This is a genomic window from Anoxybacillus sp. PDR2, from assembly GCF_009834045.1.
GTDB lineage: Bacteria > Bacillota > Bacilli > Bacillales > Anoxybacillaceae > Anoxybacteroides > Anoxybacteroides rupiense.
The window spans coordinates 2,174,510-2,190,871 of sequence record NZ_CP047158.1 but is presented as its reverse complement, the minus strand read 5'-3'; the positions used below and the strand labels follow the sequence as shown (position 1 = coordinate 2,190,871).

Below are 16,362 nucleotides of genomic sequence, written 5' to 3'. Positions count from 1 at the left end.
AAGGCGGGACATTTTTTCTTATAGAAGATCAAACCATTGCACGATGTGAGTGGTTAAAAAGGTAACGGCAATCGCGATACTCGTTGGAATCAAAAAGGCGAGCAGCGTCCATTTTTTGCTTTTTGTTTCTTTATAAATATTAATCAATGTTGTGCCGCATGGATAGTGAAGTAAAGAAAATAACATCATATTTAATGCGGTCAGCCATGTCCAGCCGTGATCAAGGAAAATTTGCTTTAACGAATGAAGATCATCGACTTCTGTTAATGCCCCTGTTGATAAATATCCCATGAGCAAAATAGGCATCACAATTTCGTTAGCTGGAAGACCCAAAATGAAAGCCATTAAAATATAGCCATCAAGCCCAAGTTCACGTGCAAATGGATCAAGCCAATCCGTAATGTAAGTCAGAATGGTCGTGTCACCAATGTGAATGTTCGCCAATATCCATGTTAACACACCGGCTGGAGCAGCGACAGCAACCGCACGTTTTAGCACATACACGGACTTATCTAATGTAGCACGAATAATGGTATCCCATATTTTAGGCCGACGATAAGGCGGAAGCTCAAGTGTATAATGAGTCGGCACGCCGCGCAATGCGGTTTTAGATAAAATCCATGAGACGGTGAGCGTGACAATAATTCCAAACAGAACCATGGCGACGACGACTCCTGCGGTAACAAATGTTTTCCATCCGCCTGTATAGCCTGCCGCCATAAATAGAGAAGCGAGTAAAATGAGCGTTGGCCATCGTCCGTTACAAGGGACAAAATTGTTGGTTAAGATAGCCAGCATACGTTCACGCGGCGATTCAATAATGCGTGTCGACATAATGGCAGCGGCGTTGCAGCCAAAGCCCATCGCCATAGTGAGAGATTGTTTTCCGTGCGCTCCTGATTTTTTAAAGAGACGATCCATATTAAAGGCTACTCGCGGAAGGTACCCATAGTTTTCTAACAAAGCAAAAATCGGAAAGAATATCGCCATTGGCGGCAGCATAACACTCACCACCCAAGCGGTTCCGCGGTATAGACCTAATACGAGAATTCCATAAAGCCAGTCTGGAGCGTGCAGCTGTTTAAAAACAAGACCAATATAGCCTTCAAGCCAATTAAAAAAGTTTGCCAGCATACTTGAAGGAACATTGGCGCCGGCTACCGTAATATAAATGACGATCGCAAGCATGGCCAGCATGATGGGAAATCCCCATATTTTCGAGGTGAGCACACGATCTAGTTTCTCGGTCTCATCATGCTTCTTTTGTTTAGTATAGTGAACGGATTCTCGGCAGATCGCCTGTGACGTTTGAAAAAGGGCGGAAACGATCTGCTCACGCGTATCGCTATCTGTCAAGCTTTGTGCCCGGCTCATTAACTCCTCAAATGGATTTAGTGGAGCAGTTGCACGCATAGTGGGGCACCTCCTTTAGAAATTGCCGTGGTTCCTTTTGTAGCGATTGAAGGAGAGACATATCCCCATCTAACAGGCGAAGCGCGATCCAACGGGCAGGATAGTGGTCACCGATCACCTGTTTGACAAAAGGGACCAGCTTTTCAATTTTTTCTTCAATTGCGCGATTGTACGAAATTTGTAGCGGATTGGTTTGAATATCCCCACGAACCATTTGATCGATGGTATCTAGGAGTTGATCAATTCCTTCTTCATTGCGTGCAGAAATAGGAACAACAGGAACGCCTAGCTTTTGTGAAAGCTTGTGGATGTCTATTTGTATTCCTTTCTTTTTGGCTTCATCCATTAAATTCACGCAAACGATCACTTGACTTGTCATCTCTAATACTTGAAGCGCGAGATTCAGATTTCGCTCCAGAGCTGTGGCATCTAAAACAACGAGTGTAACATCGGGTTTAGCGAAAATGATAAAGTCCCGCGCTACTTCCTCATCAGCCGAATTGGAATATAATGAGTACGTTCCGGGAAGATCCGTAATCTGGTAGCTTTGACCTTTATAATCGAAAAAGCCTTCCGCATGTGCAACGGTTTTTCCTGTCCAATTGCCTGTATGCTGCCGCAATCCAGTTAATAAATTAAATAATGTGCTTTTTCCGGTGTTCGGATTTCCTGCCAAGGCGATTGTATATTGATTATGATTGTTGCTCATTGCGCATCCTCTCCCCATAAATGTTTGAGCTTTCTTCATTTCGTAACGCGATGGTTGTATGGCTGACCCGATAAGCGGTTGGATCGCCAAGTGGACTTTTCTGCAGTACGAGCACTTCGTTTCCTGGTACGAATCCTAAGTCAAGCAATCTTCGCTTCATCGTTCCCTCTATTGCGATTTTTATAATTCGAAACCGTTCTCCTGGCTTGGCATCAGATAATCGTTCAAGTTTTGCTTGGGTCACAACAGTTGCCCCCTCATTAATAATTTGTACTAGTATTATAATTTTTCCCTAGACCAACTTTTATTTTTATATTATTCAGCGATGGTCATTTTGTCAATGATTTTGTTTGTTATTCTTTTATAAAGGTGAGGCAGAAAGCGATACAGCGTTTGTTTTTTCTTTGGATGAAACGAATAACGCTTAGGTCTTTATAGGGTGTTATGGATATCTAAAAATGGAAGGAAAAAGAAAAAACGGTTTGTTGGTTTCTGAACATGGTCTTTTCAGGGATGCTTCGTTTTATTTGAAGTTGCTTTTGTTGTTCGGCAGCTAAGAGCCTGTGATGATGGGCAGTTCTTGTTTGTCGAAAAAGACAGAAAATCGTTGGGTGAATCGGGGAAAAGTCGAATCTTCGAGTTACACTTCTATTAGAAAAAATGTTATTATAAAAATAATCTGAATTTTAAATAAAGAGATGCTTGGGAAACAAAGGGGAAAGGTGGTGAATTCTGCGCAAAACAGCACGTTTTGACGCGGACGAAAATGAAAACGGTTACGGATGGGACCATACTATGGACGCCAACAGAAGAACAGATTCAACAGTCGAGTATCTATCGCTATATGAATTGGCTGCAAGAAAAAAAGGGAATGAAACTGCAAACGCATCAACAGTTATGGACATGGTCGGTGGAGCATTTAGAAAAGTTTTGGGAGACAGTATGGGAGTATTGTGGGGTGCAATCCTCGCATCCGTATCAATGCGTGTTGGAAAAGCGGGCTATGCCGGGAGCACAGTGGTTTCCAGGAGCGCGCCTCAATTATGTTGAGCACGTTTTTCGTCATGCACAAGACGAAAAAACGGCGCTGATTTTCCGCTCAGAGAACATCGCACAACGCGAGATCACATGGAAAGAGTTAAAGGAGCAAACAGCGGCAGTTGCCAGCGCTCTCAAAAAATTAGGCGTCAAACGCGGCGATCGTGTGGCTGCTTATATGCCGAATATTCCGGAAACCGTGATCGCCTTTTTGGCGTGTGCCAGCATTGGCGCCATTTGGTCAAGCTGCTCCACTGATTTTGGCGCCGGCAGCGTTATCGACCGTTTCCAGCAAATTGATCCCGTCGTGTTCATCACGGTGGATGGGTGCCAATATAATGGGAAATCATTTGACAAACGCGATGTGATGAACGAACTTCGCCAAAAGCTCCCATCGCTCAAGAAGACGATTCTTGTATCATATTTAAATGAACAAACAAAAGCGCCAGATGATTCTGTTTGGCTATGGAGCGATTTGATTCAGGAACAGAGCCAGCTTTCATACGAGCATGTTCCGTTCGATCATCCGCTATGGATTTTATATTCGTCAGGGACGACAGGACTGCCAAAGCCGATCGTTCAAGGCCATGGAGGAATTTTGCTGGAGCATTTGAAAATATTGATGATTGAACAAAACATGACGGCTGACAGCACCTTTTTCTGGTTTACCACAACAGGATGGATGATGTGGAATTTTTTAATTGGCGGTTTACTGGTAGGAGCCAAGGTTGTGCTTTATGACGGAAGCCCTACGTTCCGTGATGGCCACATTTTATGGGAGCTGGCCGAACAAGCTCAGATCACTCATTTTGGAACAAGTGCCGCATTTATTAATATTTGTATGAAGCTAGGAATCAGCCCAAAAGAGCAGTACGATCTTTCTTATTTACAAGCGGTTCTCTCGACGGGATCCCCGTTGACGACCGAAGGATTTGCTTGGGTGTATGAGCATGTTAAAAAAGATGTTTGGTTAGTGTCGTGCAGCGGCGGAACCGATGTGTGCACCGCGTTTGTCGGCGGCTCCCCGATTTTGCCTGTGCGGGCAGGGATGCTGCAATGCCGAGCGCTCGGTGCCAGCGTTCAGTCGTTTGATGAAAATGGTCAGCCGCTTATCAATGAGGTGGGTGAGCTGGTCATTACCGCTCCAATGCCTTCCATGCCGCTGTTTTTCTGGAATGATGAAAATTACAAGCGTTATAAGGAAAGCTATTTTGACACATATCCGGGAGTTTGGAAGCATGGGGACTGGATTAAAATTGATGAACAGGGAAGCTGCGTCATTTACGGACGTTCCGATTCCACGATCAACCGCGCTGGCGTCCGCATGGGAACAAGTGAAATTTATCGGGCGGTTGAAACGGTTGACGGAGTGATCGAAAGCTTAGTGATTGACTTGGAGATCATGGGGAGACAATCCTTTATGCCGCTATTCGTTGTGCTTCAGCCTGGAAGAAAATTAGATGAGGAATTGAAGCATAAAGTGAAGGAGGCTATTAAAACAAAAGTGTCACCGCGATTTATTCCAGATGAAATTTATCAAGTGGAACAAATTCCGAAAACGCTGAACGGAAAGAAAATGGAAATTCCGATCCGCAAGGTGCTATTAGGCTTTCCGCTTGAAAAGGCGGTGAACGTCGGTTCGATGGCGAATCCGGAGTCGCTTGCGTTCTTTGTCGAGCTGGCGAAAAAGTTGGAGAGCCCGATGTTGAACGGATAACGGGGATTATTCGCTATGAAGCAAACGAGGCCGTTGCTTTGCGGCAGCGGCCTCGTTTTTTATTTCATTTCTGTTAAAAGCTCATGTTGATAATGTCAAAATGCTGAAGGAAACCTATTATTGTAGTTTTTCGATTGTTCTTGCACTAACCCGTCAATTGTTGAATAAATGACCATTACTATTTATGGCAATTTATCATTGGAATGAATCATATTATTAATTACCATTCCAATGATAAATTAGTTGCACAACGCCAGAGGAGAACGTTCTTGTATTAACTAGTTTTAAATTCAATCTTTGCTTTATATCAATAAATAAGGGTTTTCCTTCTCCCAAAATAACAGGGTGGACAGATAATCTAAATTCATTAATAAGCCCTAAATTGATAAAAGTAGTAATAAGATTTGCTCCGCCATATAGCCAGATGTCTTTACCAGGTTCATTCTTTAGTTTTAATACTTCTTCCAAAATATTATCATTTATGAATATCGCTTTGTCATCAGCCTCTTTTTGCGTTCTGGAAAACACATATTTTTTTTTGCTATGAATTAATTCCCAAATTTCTTTTTCAGCATCATCAGTAGTTTCTGGGGTAAATTGTCCCCATAAATCGTAGCTTTTTCTTCCATATAAAATAGTATCAATTTGGTTTAAGAAATTAATAAACTCCATCTCAGAGTCCATGATGCACCAATCAACTTCTCCATTTTTCCCTTCAACAAAACCATCTAAAGTAACTGCTAAATCTAAAATGATTCTTCTCTGTCTTACGTTATTTGACATAACTCATCCTCCTTTTTATCATTTGGGTACTGTTTCTTCTTCCTTAATAATTCCATATTTCATTATTGACAGCATTTATTGCTGAAAAAGTGACTGAAGTTACTAAAAAGTCTCTCTCGTTTCATTAGTTAGACGCCCATCAACAGAACATAAAGGTTTGACATGTTTAATTTATTGATATACTTGCTCTTTCTTTGTATGTGATAATTAGTCGATGTGTTTTAAGAAGTTGCTAAGCGCTTTGCTCAACTTAAGTTCTTTATACGAATATTTGTCGCTATCGGATTATATCAAAAGTTCAGAGAAGGTTCAAATATCAACAGTTACCTTTAACAGAGTCTTTATTATCTTTAAATTCCATTTTTTGTTTACATATTTTTTAGCATCTCCTATAATGAACCGTGAAATGGAAGTGGATGGTGCGAAGAAACGGCAATGTGTCCTTGTCATTTTGGCGCGCTCGAGGGAGGGAACAAAGACTTTATGTTGAAACATTGTAACGATTCAAATGTTGCTGTAGTCTTAATCCATGAAATCTACGGAATCAATGATCATATGAAATATGCAACGCAAATGATTACTGCTCAAGGGTATGACGTCTATTGCCCTAATTTGCTCAATAGGGAAGCTTTCCATTACAATGGTGAGAAAGAAACTTATCAATATTGTCGAAATGAAATTGGATTTGAACAGGCGAAACAATTTAGCGCAACCCTTAAAAAGAAGTACGAAACTGTCGTGTTTTGGGGATACAGCGTCGGCGCCACTGTGGCATGGTTATGTTCTGAATATGATGGGATAGGGGCTGCAGCAATCGGCTACTACGGTTCCCGAATTCGAGACTATACCGATTTGCGTCCAAAAATGTCTGTACGTTTATTGTTTGCCGAACAAGAGGCGTCGGTTGATGTCCATCAGCTGACAGAACGATTATCGTGCACATCAGGCGTGAACATCGAGAGGGGGGAAGGCGCACACAGGTTTGCCAATCCTTTCTCGCGTTTTTATCACCCTGAATCGGAAAAAAGAGCGCTTGATTGGTCGTTCAAATTCATTGAAACGATTTGGACAGGCGAAAAATAAACAGAAGGATTTTTAACGATTTACCGTTTCAGTGGAGTACATGATTAAAATAAGAAGGGGGATTCAAAGCATGTACCAAGGAAAAGTCGTCGTCATTACCGGAGCGTCAGGTGGCATTGGACGAGCGCTTTTGCAAGCATACGCGGAGCAAGGTGCAACGGTTGTTGCTGTCGATAAAGCGAAAGAAGTGGAAGTGGTCACAAGCAGACTGCAAGCGCAAAAGTATGATGTTCATCCATACGTGTGCAATTTAAGTGTTCCGGATGAGATTGTGAAGATGTTTGAGCAAATCAGGGAATCGTTTGGCCGAATGGATGTGCTCATCAATAATGCCGGATTTGGCATTTTCGTTTCGCCGTATGATTTAACCGTCGAACAGTGGGATGATGTTATCCACACGAATTTGCGCGGCACGTTCCTTTGTTCGCGTGAAGCAGCAAAAATGATGCGAACGCATGGCGGCGGGGCGATCGTGAACATTTCTTCGACGCGGGCGCTCATGTCGGAAGCGAACTCGGAGGCGTACGCGGCTTCCAAAGGCGGTATTTTATCATTGACGCACGCTTTGGCCGTTTCGCTTGGACCGGATCGTATCACGGTTAATGCGATTTGTCCTGGATGGATCGAAACGGGTGATTATGAACAGCTGCGCGATGAAGACCACGCCCAGCATCCATCCGGCCGAGTCGGGAAACCGGACGATATCGCCCGCGCTTGCTTATATTTGACAAATCCAGACAACCATTTTGTCACGGGGATTCAATTGGTCGTCGATGGCGGGATGACGCGGAAAATGATATATGTGGAGTAGCAGAATGTTGTCGGCATGGTTACAATCCTTTTATTTGTAGGAAATAATAAAAAGGGCATTACATTTTCTCTGTAATGTCCTTTTCTTACTAAGCGTTAAAATTTCCATTTAGAAAATAGCCGTTTTGAATATCGATTATGGGCAAAGCGGTATTCATATACAATTCCCCCAATCTTTTTGAGTGGCAAAGCATCGAACCCATTTTGTCATCGTTTATGTAAAAATCAGGTTCAAATTGAAAAGAGGAGAAAGTTGCCCGATTTTTTGTAGGCAAAACATAGCATGAGATATTTTTAGTAGGCGGCAAGTCCTTGCCCATTTGAAACAATGGATCCATGAAATCGATGCCGCAAAACTTATTTGCGAAGATATGCCCCCTTCTCTTGTTCAACGATGATGCCATTGTGCGTCATTTAGATCGTCTGTATGAAGTCGACGATATTCATGAAACAGCGTTTCTCCTTCAAACATGCGAACGTGAAAACATTCCACTCAAGGTGTTGTTTCATGGAGGCACTACGAGTATGTCGCTATATGGCGCTTGTACGGAATCAAGTGAAGTATTCGATAGCCGTGACCGAATCGGAGCGAAGCAAATTCAATTCCGTTTAATCGGTAACGGGGACTACCTTCTGATTTATGAAGCTATCCATGATGGAAACCAATCTGATCGTGAGTGGAATCCAGACGTATTGGCACAGCTTCATGAGTCGTTCCAACGGACCAAACTCGAGTAAGAGAGATTCTATGTCACAGATTCGGCATCGATGACGTAGGACACACTTATCCTAATAGAATATTATGCGATAGTAACGTTTTATGAATGTCTCTCACCAACACGCTGTTTAGAGGTGGATAGGTGAAAAAGGGACAGCACCGCCAGCTCTTTTTCACGTTATTTTTAGCAGCGGCGAGGTGTTAGAACTGATACTGTCCTTATTCAGTTCGTATTGCATAAAAATGTCGCTCGCCATCGTTTTCATTGAAGAATAAAATTACGGGAATAATAATTTGCCTCTTTGCTGTATATCAAGGTCCTTAACATTTTGCCGAATATACGAAATCCATTCCTTTTCAAGTTCTTCTAAACTTTTGTTATAAATTTGATTGACTTTGCTTATAAAATCAGGGGTGTTATAAACTTGGAGAAATTTATTTTTGCCGTATCGCTCAATCAAATATTTCACAAAGGAGCCCGAATGAATATAGCTTTTCCACAGAAGTTGATCAGCGTTTCCTTGATTCGGAGAGTTAAAATATTTATAACAAGTGCTATTTGAAGCAAGTTCTTTTAAAGGGATATTTTGTTTTTCGGCAATGATATATTTCATAATACTGTGAATTTCTAAACCATTAGTAGGAAAAACGATTTTTTCTGGACTGAATTTTTCCTGCAAATATACGGCCAAGCCTTCCTGCGTGAGATATCCATATTGTGCATTGAACTCGTTTTGCTTGAAGTCGCCAAATCCTAATAAAGTATGGGTTAGTTCGTGGGGTAAAAGATAATGATCACCTAAAGTGTTATATAAAACCATCTCGTTTTTCTTTGCAAAACTAATATCATTTTCACTTCTTAATACTATTTTGATCGTTTTTTCCCAATCGTAATGAGGGTTTTTATAATGGTGAGTAATTTCATAATAAAACGTTTGAATTTCATGGTCGATCTGATCTAAGCGGTGATCATTCAATTGAGCTTTATTGTCAATAATAAACTTTGTTTTTCCGTCATTCGTGTAAAATTCTCTAGTTATAATAGTATTTTCATGATTTCTTTTATCCAAAGGTTTTGTTATGGTGGGCTTTTCATTTGAACAAGCTGTGGCAAAGAGAATGATGAAAAATAAGAAGAATCGATAAATTAACCTCATATTATTTCACCTCATGTAATATATTAATCAATTTTAATTATAGAAAATTTGTTGGATTTTTTCTTCATAATTGTAAAAAATCTAATTATTTCTAAAAAGTCGGCCTCTCAGTCGTTGCAATGGTGAAAAGACTTTTCTGAAAGAGAAAATGGCATTCAAGTCATTGCCAATCATGATCCAAACATCATGCTCGAAATGATGGAATAGACGATACAACAAGCCCACCCAAAAACCTTTCACCTTAAAACGATGTGAAGACGGGAGAAATGCATTGGATGGGCTATTTATTACGTTCGCATTGGCTGTGTAAAAACCACGCTAAAGCTAATGTATCATTACTAATCTCAGCAAAAGTATCGCTGATCTATGAAGCACCTCTTCCTAACAAGAGTATAGGACCATATGCGCTTGAACATGTATTCTACCAAAAGTGAATTGACTTTTACGTTAACGTAAATTAAAATAAAATTCAGAAAAATAAAAAATATAGGTGAACTCGATGAATTTCTATACCATCTCCCAGCTGTCGCAGGAATTTGACATCAGCACGCGGACGATTCGTTATTATGAAGAGCGCGGGCTCATTGTACCGATCCGCACCGAGTCGGGCCAGCGCTTGTACACGAAAAAGGATCGGGCTGTGTTAAAGCTTATTTTGCGCGGCAAGCGGTTTGGCTTCTCGCTTGAGGAAATTCATGAAATGATTTCGCTTTTTGACAAAGATCGCACCGGACGGAAGCAGCTTGAAAAAACGATTGAATATGGTGAGCAGAAGCTGAAGGAGGTGAAAGAGCGGATCGATGATTGGCTGCAGCTGAAACATGAAATGGAAACGATTTTAGAAGACTTTAAAACAAGATTAGAAGAATTGGAGGGAAGTGAATGAACATTTCTGAACTCTTGGCGCGAAATGCGCGCAAATTTCCGGAAAAAATCGCGATCATTGATGGAGACGCGGTTCTTTCATACAGGCAAGTGGATGAGACGGTCAATCGCCTCGCTTCGTCGCTGCAAAGGCTCGGGCTGAAGCGGGGGGATAAAGTCGTTTTGTATATGCCAAACACGAAAGAATTTGTGTATGCCTACTTTGCGGTTTTGCGCCTCGGCGCGATTGCCGTTCCGGTCAACGCCCGGCTGACGGCTGAAGAAGTGCGCTATATTGTCGAGCATAGCGAAGCGAAAGCGGTCATCGCTCATGATTGGATTTATGAAGCGCTGGCGCCGCTTGCTGGCGATTTCGATCTTCTATGGATCAAAACCGGCGAGGCGAAAGACGGCTGGCGGTCGCTCGCGCAGCTCATTCATGATGGCAGCGCGAATTCGATTGCCTGCCCGCTTCAAGAAGACGATGAAGCGACGATTTTATATACATCCGGCACGACAGGGAGGCCCAAAGGCGTCTTATTTACGTACCGCAATATTTTATCTGTCGCTGTCATGATGGCGCTGGAAACGAAAATGGATAAAGACAGCCGCTTGTTGCATATGATGCCGCTCAGTCACTCCGCTCCGCTTCATTTATTTTTTATTGGCGGCATGTATGTTGGGGCCACCCATATATTATCACCTTCGTTTTCCCCAGAAGCATTGTTTCAGCTTGTCGAACAGCACCGCATTACCCACTTTTTCGGAGCCCCTGTCGCTTATCTGCTTGCGGCTAAGCACCCGCTCCTTCATCAGCATGATCTCTCTTCCGTTCAATATTGGACATATGGCGGAGCGCCGCTGTCAGCTGAAGAAGTGCGATTGGTCGCCAAACAGTTTCGCACCGACCGCCTCATGTGCTTATACGGCTTAACAGAAGCCGGTCCGAACGGCACGTACTTGTCGCCGGAGGAACATGCTCACAAAGCGGGCAGCGTCGGTAAATTCGCTGCGCTCAACTGCGAAGTGAAAATTGTCGATGAGCAGGGACGTGAAGTGCCAGCGGGTGAAATTGGAGAAATTGTGCTCGCCGGCGAAGGAACGATGAAAAGATACTATAAAGACGAAGAAAAAACAGGAGAAACATTAAAAAACGGCTGGCTTTATACGGGAGATTTGGCTCGTCGTGATGAGGACGGTTATATTTGGATTGTGGACCGTAAAAAAGATATGATTATTTCCGGCGGTGTCAACGTCTATCCGAAGGAAGTGGAAGACGTGTTGCGAACCCATCCCGACATTATAGATGTCGCTGTTGTTGGAGTGCCGCATCCGGAATGGGGGGAAACGGTAAAGGCTTTTATTGTTGGGGCAAAACCGATCGATTCACTCGCAGATCGTTGTAAGCGTTTTCTATCAGGGAAGCTTGCTGATTATAAAATTCCGCGCTTATATGAACAGATTGATGAACTGCCGCGCAATGCGACGGGAAAAATATTAAAGCAAGTCTTAAGGGGGATGGGCGATGAAGCAGCTGCACGAAGCTGATCCAAATTTACTGGCGAATTTAAAAAAATATTTAGATCCAGAATTATATGGCTATGCAGAGAAAGAGCTGGAGAAGTTTTGGCAGCTTTGTATGACGGAATTTGATAAAAGGGCCGTCCATACCGATCGTGAAGGGCAGCCGAGGTTGATCAAATATGATCGCTTTGGAAATGATGTATCGGAGGTGTGGGTCAACGAAGGCTACCGTCAGACGGTAAAGCAAACATATGAATCTGGAATCGTCGGCTATGTTCATAAAACTATTCCAGAGCTTGGCCGAAAAGGCAACTATATTTACTCTTACGCGCAAGGTTATTTGTTATCACAGGTAGAACCGGGTTTTTATTGCCCGGTCACGTTGACAATGGCAACGGCCTATTTATTGGAGCATTTTGCGGATCAAGAGCTGAAAAATAAATATTTGCCACATGTCATTTCAACAGGAGAAGTCGAACGATATGAGGGAGCCACCTTTTTGACAGAGCGGCAAGGAGGATCGGATGTTGGAGCGAATGAGGTGAAGGCGGTTCCTTGCGGCGATCATTATAAAATTTATGGTGAAAAATACTTTGCGAGCAATGCTGGCATGTGCGGCGTAGCCATGGTATTAGCGCGCATCGAGGGCAGCGGACCGGGAACAAAAGGACTTAGCTTGTTTCTTGTGCCGTGGCGCACGGACGATGGAGCGCTCAACGGCATTCAAATTCGCCGATTGAAAGATAAGCTTGGAGTGCGGGCCGTTCCATCAGCGGAAGTGGTGTTTGACGGTGCGAAAGCTTATGTTGTGGGCGATCCGACAAAAGGCTTTTATTATATGATGGAAGCGCTCAATTTATCGCGTGTCTGCAATGCGGTTGCTTCCATCGGCATTATGAAGCGGGCGCTTGATGAAGCGGTACAGTATGCAGAGGAACGATCGGCTTTTGGGCAAACATTGACCTCGTACCCGATGGTGAGAGAAACGTTGGCTCACTTGACGGCGCGCCAAGAAGTACAGACAAGTGCTTGTTTTGAGCTGATTGCATTATTTGATCGCATTATGCAAGCGCCAGAGCAGGCAACGGAAGCAGAAAAAGCGTGGAATCGGCTATTGATTGCCATTTTGAAAATGCGCACCGCTGAAGAGGCGATCGCTTTTGCGCACGAAGCGATTGAGATGCACGGCGGCAATGGTTATATCGAAGATTTTGTCACTCCAAGGCTTCTTCGTGACGCACAAGTGCTGACGGTTTGGGAAGGCACCGCTAATATTTTGAGCTTGGAAGTATTGCGGCTCATCCGAAAGCATCGCATTGAGGAACGCTTTAACGACAAGATGCGCGAGCAGTTGGCGGCGCTTCCCGGACATCTTCGCCCGTTGGCGAAGCCGGTGGAAAGCGGATTGGATGAGCTGATGGAGTCATTGCCAAGGCTGCAAGAGATGCCGGAACATGCGCAAACATACCACGCGAAAAAAATAGCCAATCGTTTGTGCGATCTTTATTTAAGCGTGACGGCATTGAAAAACGCTTCGGAAAGCGAACGAAGCGAAATGATTGCCCGCCTCTTTTTGCAGCACATTTGGCCTCAGCATTTACTGGATTATGAGATGATTGCGGTCCATTGTTTCGATTTGCTGGTAAATAGAAATAAGAAGATGAGAGTATAAGAGGATCAAAAGAAGCTGGCGTATGCCAGCTTTTATTTTTTTATGGAAAGATTGAAGAGAGCGCTTTTTTGCTAATTTTATCGACATCGATCGATGGAGACAGGGGGCATATGATTCGGAGATTGACCAAAAGAGATCATTCCGCTGTTTTTCTTTTTAGCGCAAGAAGCTTCTATCAATCTTTTTATCATTGATGATATCGTGGCTTTTGGTTATTAGCAGGATTTCCAAGAATTATAGGGAGACTTTGACGAACAAGGTGCGCTTCGGGCCGTTTTATGGCGTTTTTATGATATTCTGTATGCTCCAGCCGCGTTTGATGCAGATGGATTGGCTGAGATCATTCGCCGAGATCCTGCTTCGATCCGACTTTCCGGAAAATCAGAGATTATGGAGCAATTTGAAAAGCATGAATAGGAATGGACTGCGGTGGGATTCTTTCAATAGCTTGCAGTTACATAGAATCTATTATATAGTAGAAGTGAGACACAAAAAAAGCCCCTTACTCCAAAAGGGGGACAAGCAACAAATCAATCTAGAATCAACCTCTAAGTTTTGCCATGCTATTCCAAAAAGGAGGTGATCAGACATGGCCAAAGACGTGCTCTGTGAAGTGAACACTTGCCGCCATTGGGGTGACGGCAATCAATGCCAAGCTGACAAAATCTACATCATTTCTCATAGTTCCCATGAAAAAGCACAAAGCTCTGCAGAAACAGATTGCAAAACATTCGAAGCTAAGTAATGGAGACAGGGAGGTAAGGAAGTCTGTCATTCCTTCCTCCCGCATTTATTCTAACATGAATGATAATCATTATCAAGCGTTTCTTTTATCATTTATTGGAGATTTTTACTCGCTATCTGTGCTTTCAAGGAAGTGGGATTTTTTGTACTCGGCATATGTTTTGCTGCTACATATTCATTGATAAAAAACTTTGATCCGCTGATGAATAACAGAAAATGATGGATAGAGTCGGACACAATAATATAGCTCAACAGGGGAAATCATAAATGACCGAATTCCGATTTGTTGAATTTTTTTATTGAAGCGAAGAAATAGACGTATGCCGCTGAAGGAAATGCGACAGCCGTGCCTTCGCTATTGAATGGAGCAAAGCAGCTCGAATATCGCAAAGGCAGCTTTCTATACCGCGGATCTTTATTTCAGTTTTGCTTAGCTTGCCGGACAAGAAGTCGTAGGACAGGATGAGCAGTTGCTTTGATCAATGGTGCGGTTGGGAGGAGTGCTTATTTCTGATATGCCGTGCGAGCTAAAATTGCTTTGATTTATGCTTTTTTGCGTCAAACGCTCTGATTTGTCGAGAGCAATGACCCATATCGGCCAATATATTGAAATTGGCCGATATGTTTACCTAAACGAGTGGGTGGGAACCATTTACTCGGAAAGAGAATATTTTTCACAACGGCGAAAAAGTGCACGAGCTTTGCTATAGTGGAGGATTCATTTGATAAGGGAATTTAGCGGCGATGGTTTGGGGAATATTTATGCTGGTTAAATCGTCATGGCTAATGAATGTGGTCGTTAGGGAGATGAGCTTAACCTGCTATTTTTTCTCTTAAACATTGGGGACGTGTTAGAAAAATGATAAGGCAGTTACAATGGCATTTATCCCGACGTAATTGGTCATCTTTGTCCAATGGGCAAGACGGGATTGTAGAAAAGAAAATAAGAAATTAGGATGGGATTGGGGTAAATGAAAAAAGAACAGGAGCTATTGAGCCGATTGCTTCATTGGGGAGAGGCTAACAGCGAGGTTCGAGCGATGATATTAACAAGCTCGAGGTCCAATCCTTATGTTAAAAAAGATATCTTTAGTGATTATGATGTTGAATTATATGTTAAAAATTTAACTCCTTTTCTAGATAGTGACCAATGGTTAAAAAGTTTTGGTGACATGATTACTTGCGTTCCGTTAAAACCGTCGGTAAATCAAAACAGGATCACCCGCCTTGTTCTCTACGAGGATGGGACAAAAATTGATTTTCAACTATTTACTGTGAAATCGCTAATAGCGCTTGTTCAGAAACCGCAGCTTCCTCCGGAATATGATAACGGTTATCAAATTTTACTTGATAAAGATCAGTTGACTCAGAAGCTAAAAACTCCAACTTATTCAGCATTTTTGACACAAAAGCCGACAGAAGAAGAGTATCTGGAGCTTATCAATGATTTTTGGTGGGATACGACTTATGTTGCTAAAGGACTATGGCGCGATGAATTATACTTTGCTAAGTTTATGCTTGATTTTGTGATCCGATTTCATTATTTGCAGAAAATGGTGGAATGGTATATAGGTGTTCAGTATGATTGGAAGGTGAATCCGAACAAGCATGGCCGATGGTTTAAAAGATATCTAGATGAAGAAACGTGGATCGAGCTTGAGTCGACCTTTGTCGGAAGCAACATAGAGGATAACTGGACGGCTCTTTTTGGCATGGCCGATTTGTTTACAAAGTTAAGCGCGAAAGTTGGCCAGTCATTAGGCTATACATATCCTAGCAAAGTGGAAGAAAAGATCAGAGAGTATTTGTTACAAGTAAGGCGGTTAGATAGATGTTAACCTGTTGGACTGTTTTTCCACGGTCGGGGGCCAGGTCTAAAGACTGACCTTCTGGCCGTGGTTTTTACTGGACATTCCATTTCTGAGCCTATTCCCCTGCTCTGTTAAGAGGCGGAAGCTGTTATGAACGTCTTTTCATGTGTATAAGCTTATATTTGTCCATAGCATTCGTTGCTTTTTAGTAAAATAATGGACCACGAACACTGGTCACCAGACATTCTTTTGGAATATTGGCTGAATGGAGGCAACGGTTGTGTTTTTATAAAAAAAGAGCGGCTTGAAAATTTTCTTT

Annotated in this window: 14 protein-coding genes; 9 read left to right on the top strand and 5 right to left on the bottom strand. The window is 42.6% G+C overall.

Translation table 11 applies throughout. The annotated features are described in order from the left end of the window. Nucleotides 1–18: 18 nt before the first annotated feature. Genes GRQ40_RS10465 through GRQ40_RS10455 form a run of 3 tightly spaced genes read right to left on the bottom strand, consistent with a single transcriptional unit; the run spans nt 19 to nt 2,366 of the window. The gene (locus GRQ40_RS10465) at nt 19–1,413 is read right to left on the bottom strand and encodes a nucleoside recognition domain-containing protein (protein WP_066148626.1); all 1,395 of its coding nucleotides are present in this window, start codon (nt 1,411–1,413) and stop codon (nt 19–21) included. Next, nucleotides 1,382–2,122 carry a FeoB small GTPase domain-containing protein gene (locus GRQ40_RS10460; protein WP_066148628.1) on the bottom strand — a complete coding sequence of 247 codons (741 nt, stop codon included), beginning with the start codon at nt 2,120–2,122 and terminating at the stop codon, nt 1,382–1,384. Before GRQ40_RS10460 ends, GRQ40_RS10465 begins: the two co-directional genes overlap by 32 nt. Beyond that, nucleotides 2,106–2,366 (bottom strand): FeoA family protein, encoded by a 261-nt coding sequence (locus GRQ40_RS10455; protein WP_044746441.1) that lies wholly within the window; start codon nt 2,364–2,366, stop codon nt 2,106–2,108. The genes GRQ40_RS10460 and GRQ40_RS10455 overlap by 17 nt, the downstream gene beginning before the upstream one ends. Before the next feature lie 522 nt (nt 2,367–2,888). Between GRQ40_RS10455 and GRQ40_RS10450 the strand changes: the two genes are divergently transcribed. Beyond that, on the top strand, nt 2,889–4,877 hold the full coding sequence (locus GRQ40_RS10450) for an acetoacetate--CoA ligase (protein WP_066148732.1): 1,989 nt from the start codon (nt 2,889–2,891) through the stop codon (nt 4,875–4,877). A 216-nt stretch (nt 4,878–5,093) separates the two neighbouring features. On the opposite strand, the gene GRQ40_RS10445 is transcribed toward GRQ40_RS10450, so the two are convergent. After that, complete coding sequence (locus GRQ40_RS10445; RefSeq protein ID WP_066148630.1) at nt 5,094–5,660, bottom strand: dihydrofolate reductase family protein; 567 nt, start codon at nt 5,658–5,660, stop codon at nt 5,094–5,096. A gap of 483 nt (nt 5,661–6,143) precedes the next feature. On the opposite strand from GRQ40_RS10445, the gene GRQ40_RS10440 reads away from it, so the two are divergent. The 3 genes from GRQ40_RS10440 to GRQ40_RS10430 all read left to right on the top strand — a co-directional run bounded on the left by GRQ40_RS10440 (nt 6,144) and on the right by GRQ40_RS10430 (nt 8,291). Further along, a complete protein-coding gene (locus tag GRQ40_RS10440) occupies nt 6,144–6,743 on the top strand; it encodes a dienelactone hydrolase family protein (RefSeq protein WP_066148633.1) in 600 nt (199 codons plus the stop codon). 70 nt (nt 6,744–6,813) lie between these two features. Next, nucleotides 6,814–7,554 carry an SDR family NAD(P)-dependent oxidoreductase gene (locus GRQ40_RS10435; protein ID WP_066148638.1) on the top strand — a complete coding sequence of 247 codons (741 nt, stop codon included), beginning with the start codon at nt 6,814–6,816 and terminating at the stop codon, nt 7,552–7,554. A gap of 344 nt (nt 7,555–7,898) precedes the next feature. Then, entirely contained in the window at nt 7,899–8,291 is a 393-nt protein-coding gene (locus GRQ40_RS10430; protein WP_159719936.1) for a hypothetical protein, read from the top strand. Nucleotides 8,292–8,549: 258 nt separating this feature from the next. Here the strand turns inward: GRQ40_RS10430 and GRQ40_RS10425 are convergent, their stop codons facing one another. Continuing rightward, the gene (locus tag GRQ40_RS10425) at nt 8,550–9,428 is read right to left on the bottom strand and encodes a gluzincin family metallopeptidase (protein ID WP_159719935.1); all 879 of its coding nucleotides are present in this window, start codon (nt 9,426–9,428) and stop codon (nt 8,550–8,552) included. A 499-nt stretch (nt 9,429–9,927) separates the two neighbouring features. Here GRQ40_RS10425 and GRQ40_RS10420 point away from each other — a divergent pair, with 499 nt between their 5' ends. From GRQ40_RS10420 to GRQ40_RS10400, 5 genes are all read left to right on the top strand, one after another. Continuing rightward, nucleotides 9,928–10,314 carry a MerR family transcriptional regulator gene (locus tag GRQ40_RS10420; protein WP_066148640.1) on the top strand — a complete coding sequence of 129 codons (387 nt, stop codon included), beginning with the start codon at nt 9,928–9,930 and terminating at the stop codon, nt 10,312–10,314. After that, nucleotides 10,311–11,840 carry a class I adenylate-forming enzyme family protein gene (locus GRQ40_RS10415; RefSeq protein ID WP_159719934.1) on the top strand — a complete coding sequence of 510 codons (1,530 nt, stop codon included), beginning with the start codon at nt 10,311–10,313 and terminating at the stop codon, nt 11,838–11,840. The genes GRQ40_RS10420 and GRQ40_RS10415 overlap by 4 nt, the downstream gene beginning before the upstream one ends. After that, entirely contained in the window at nt 11,818–13,488 is a 1,671-nt protein-coding gene (locus GRQ40_RS10410) for an acyl-CoA dehydrogenase family protein (RefSeq protein WP_159719933.1), read from the top strand. The genes GRQ40_RS10415 and GRQ40_RS10410 overlap by 23 nt, the downstream gene beginning before the upstream one ends. Nucleotides 13,489–14,077: 589 nt before the next feature. Then, a complete protein-coding gene (locus GRQ40_RS10405) occupies nt 14,078–14,233 on the top strand; it encodes a DUF1540 domain-containing protein (RefSeq protein ID WP_080862730.1) in 156 nt (51 codons plus the stop codon). A 970-nt stretch (nt 14,234–15,203) separates the two neighbouring features. Continuing rightward, nucleotides 15,204–16,070, top strand: a complete 867-nt coding sequence (locus GRQ40_RS10400) for an aminoglycoside 6-adenylyltransferase (protein ID WP_159719932.1) — start codon at nt 15,204–15,206, stop codon at nt 16,068–16,070. Nucleotides 16,071–16,362: the final 292 nt, after the last annotated feature.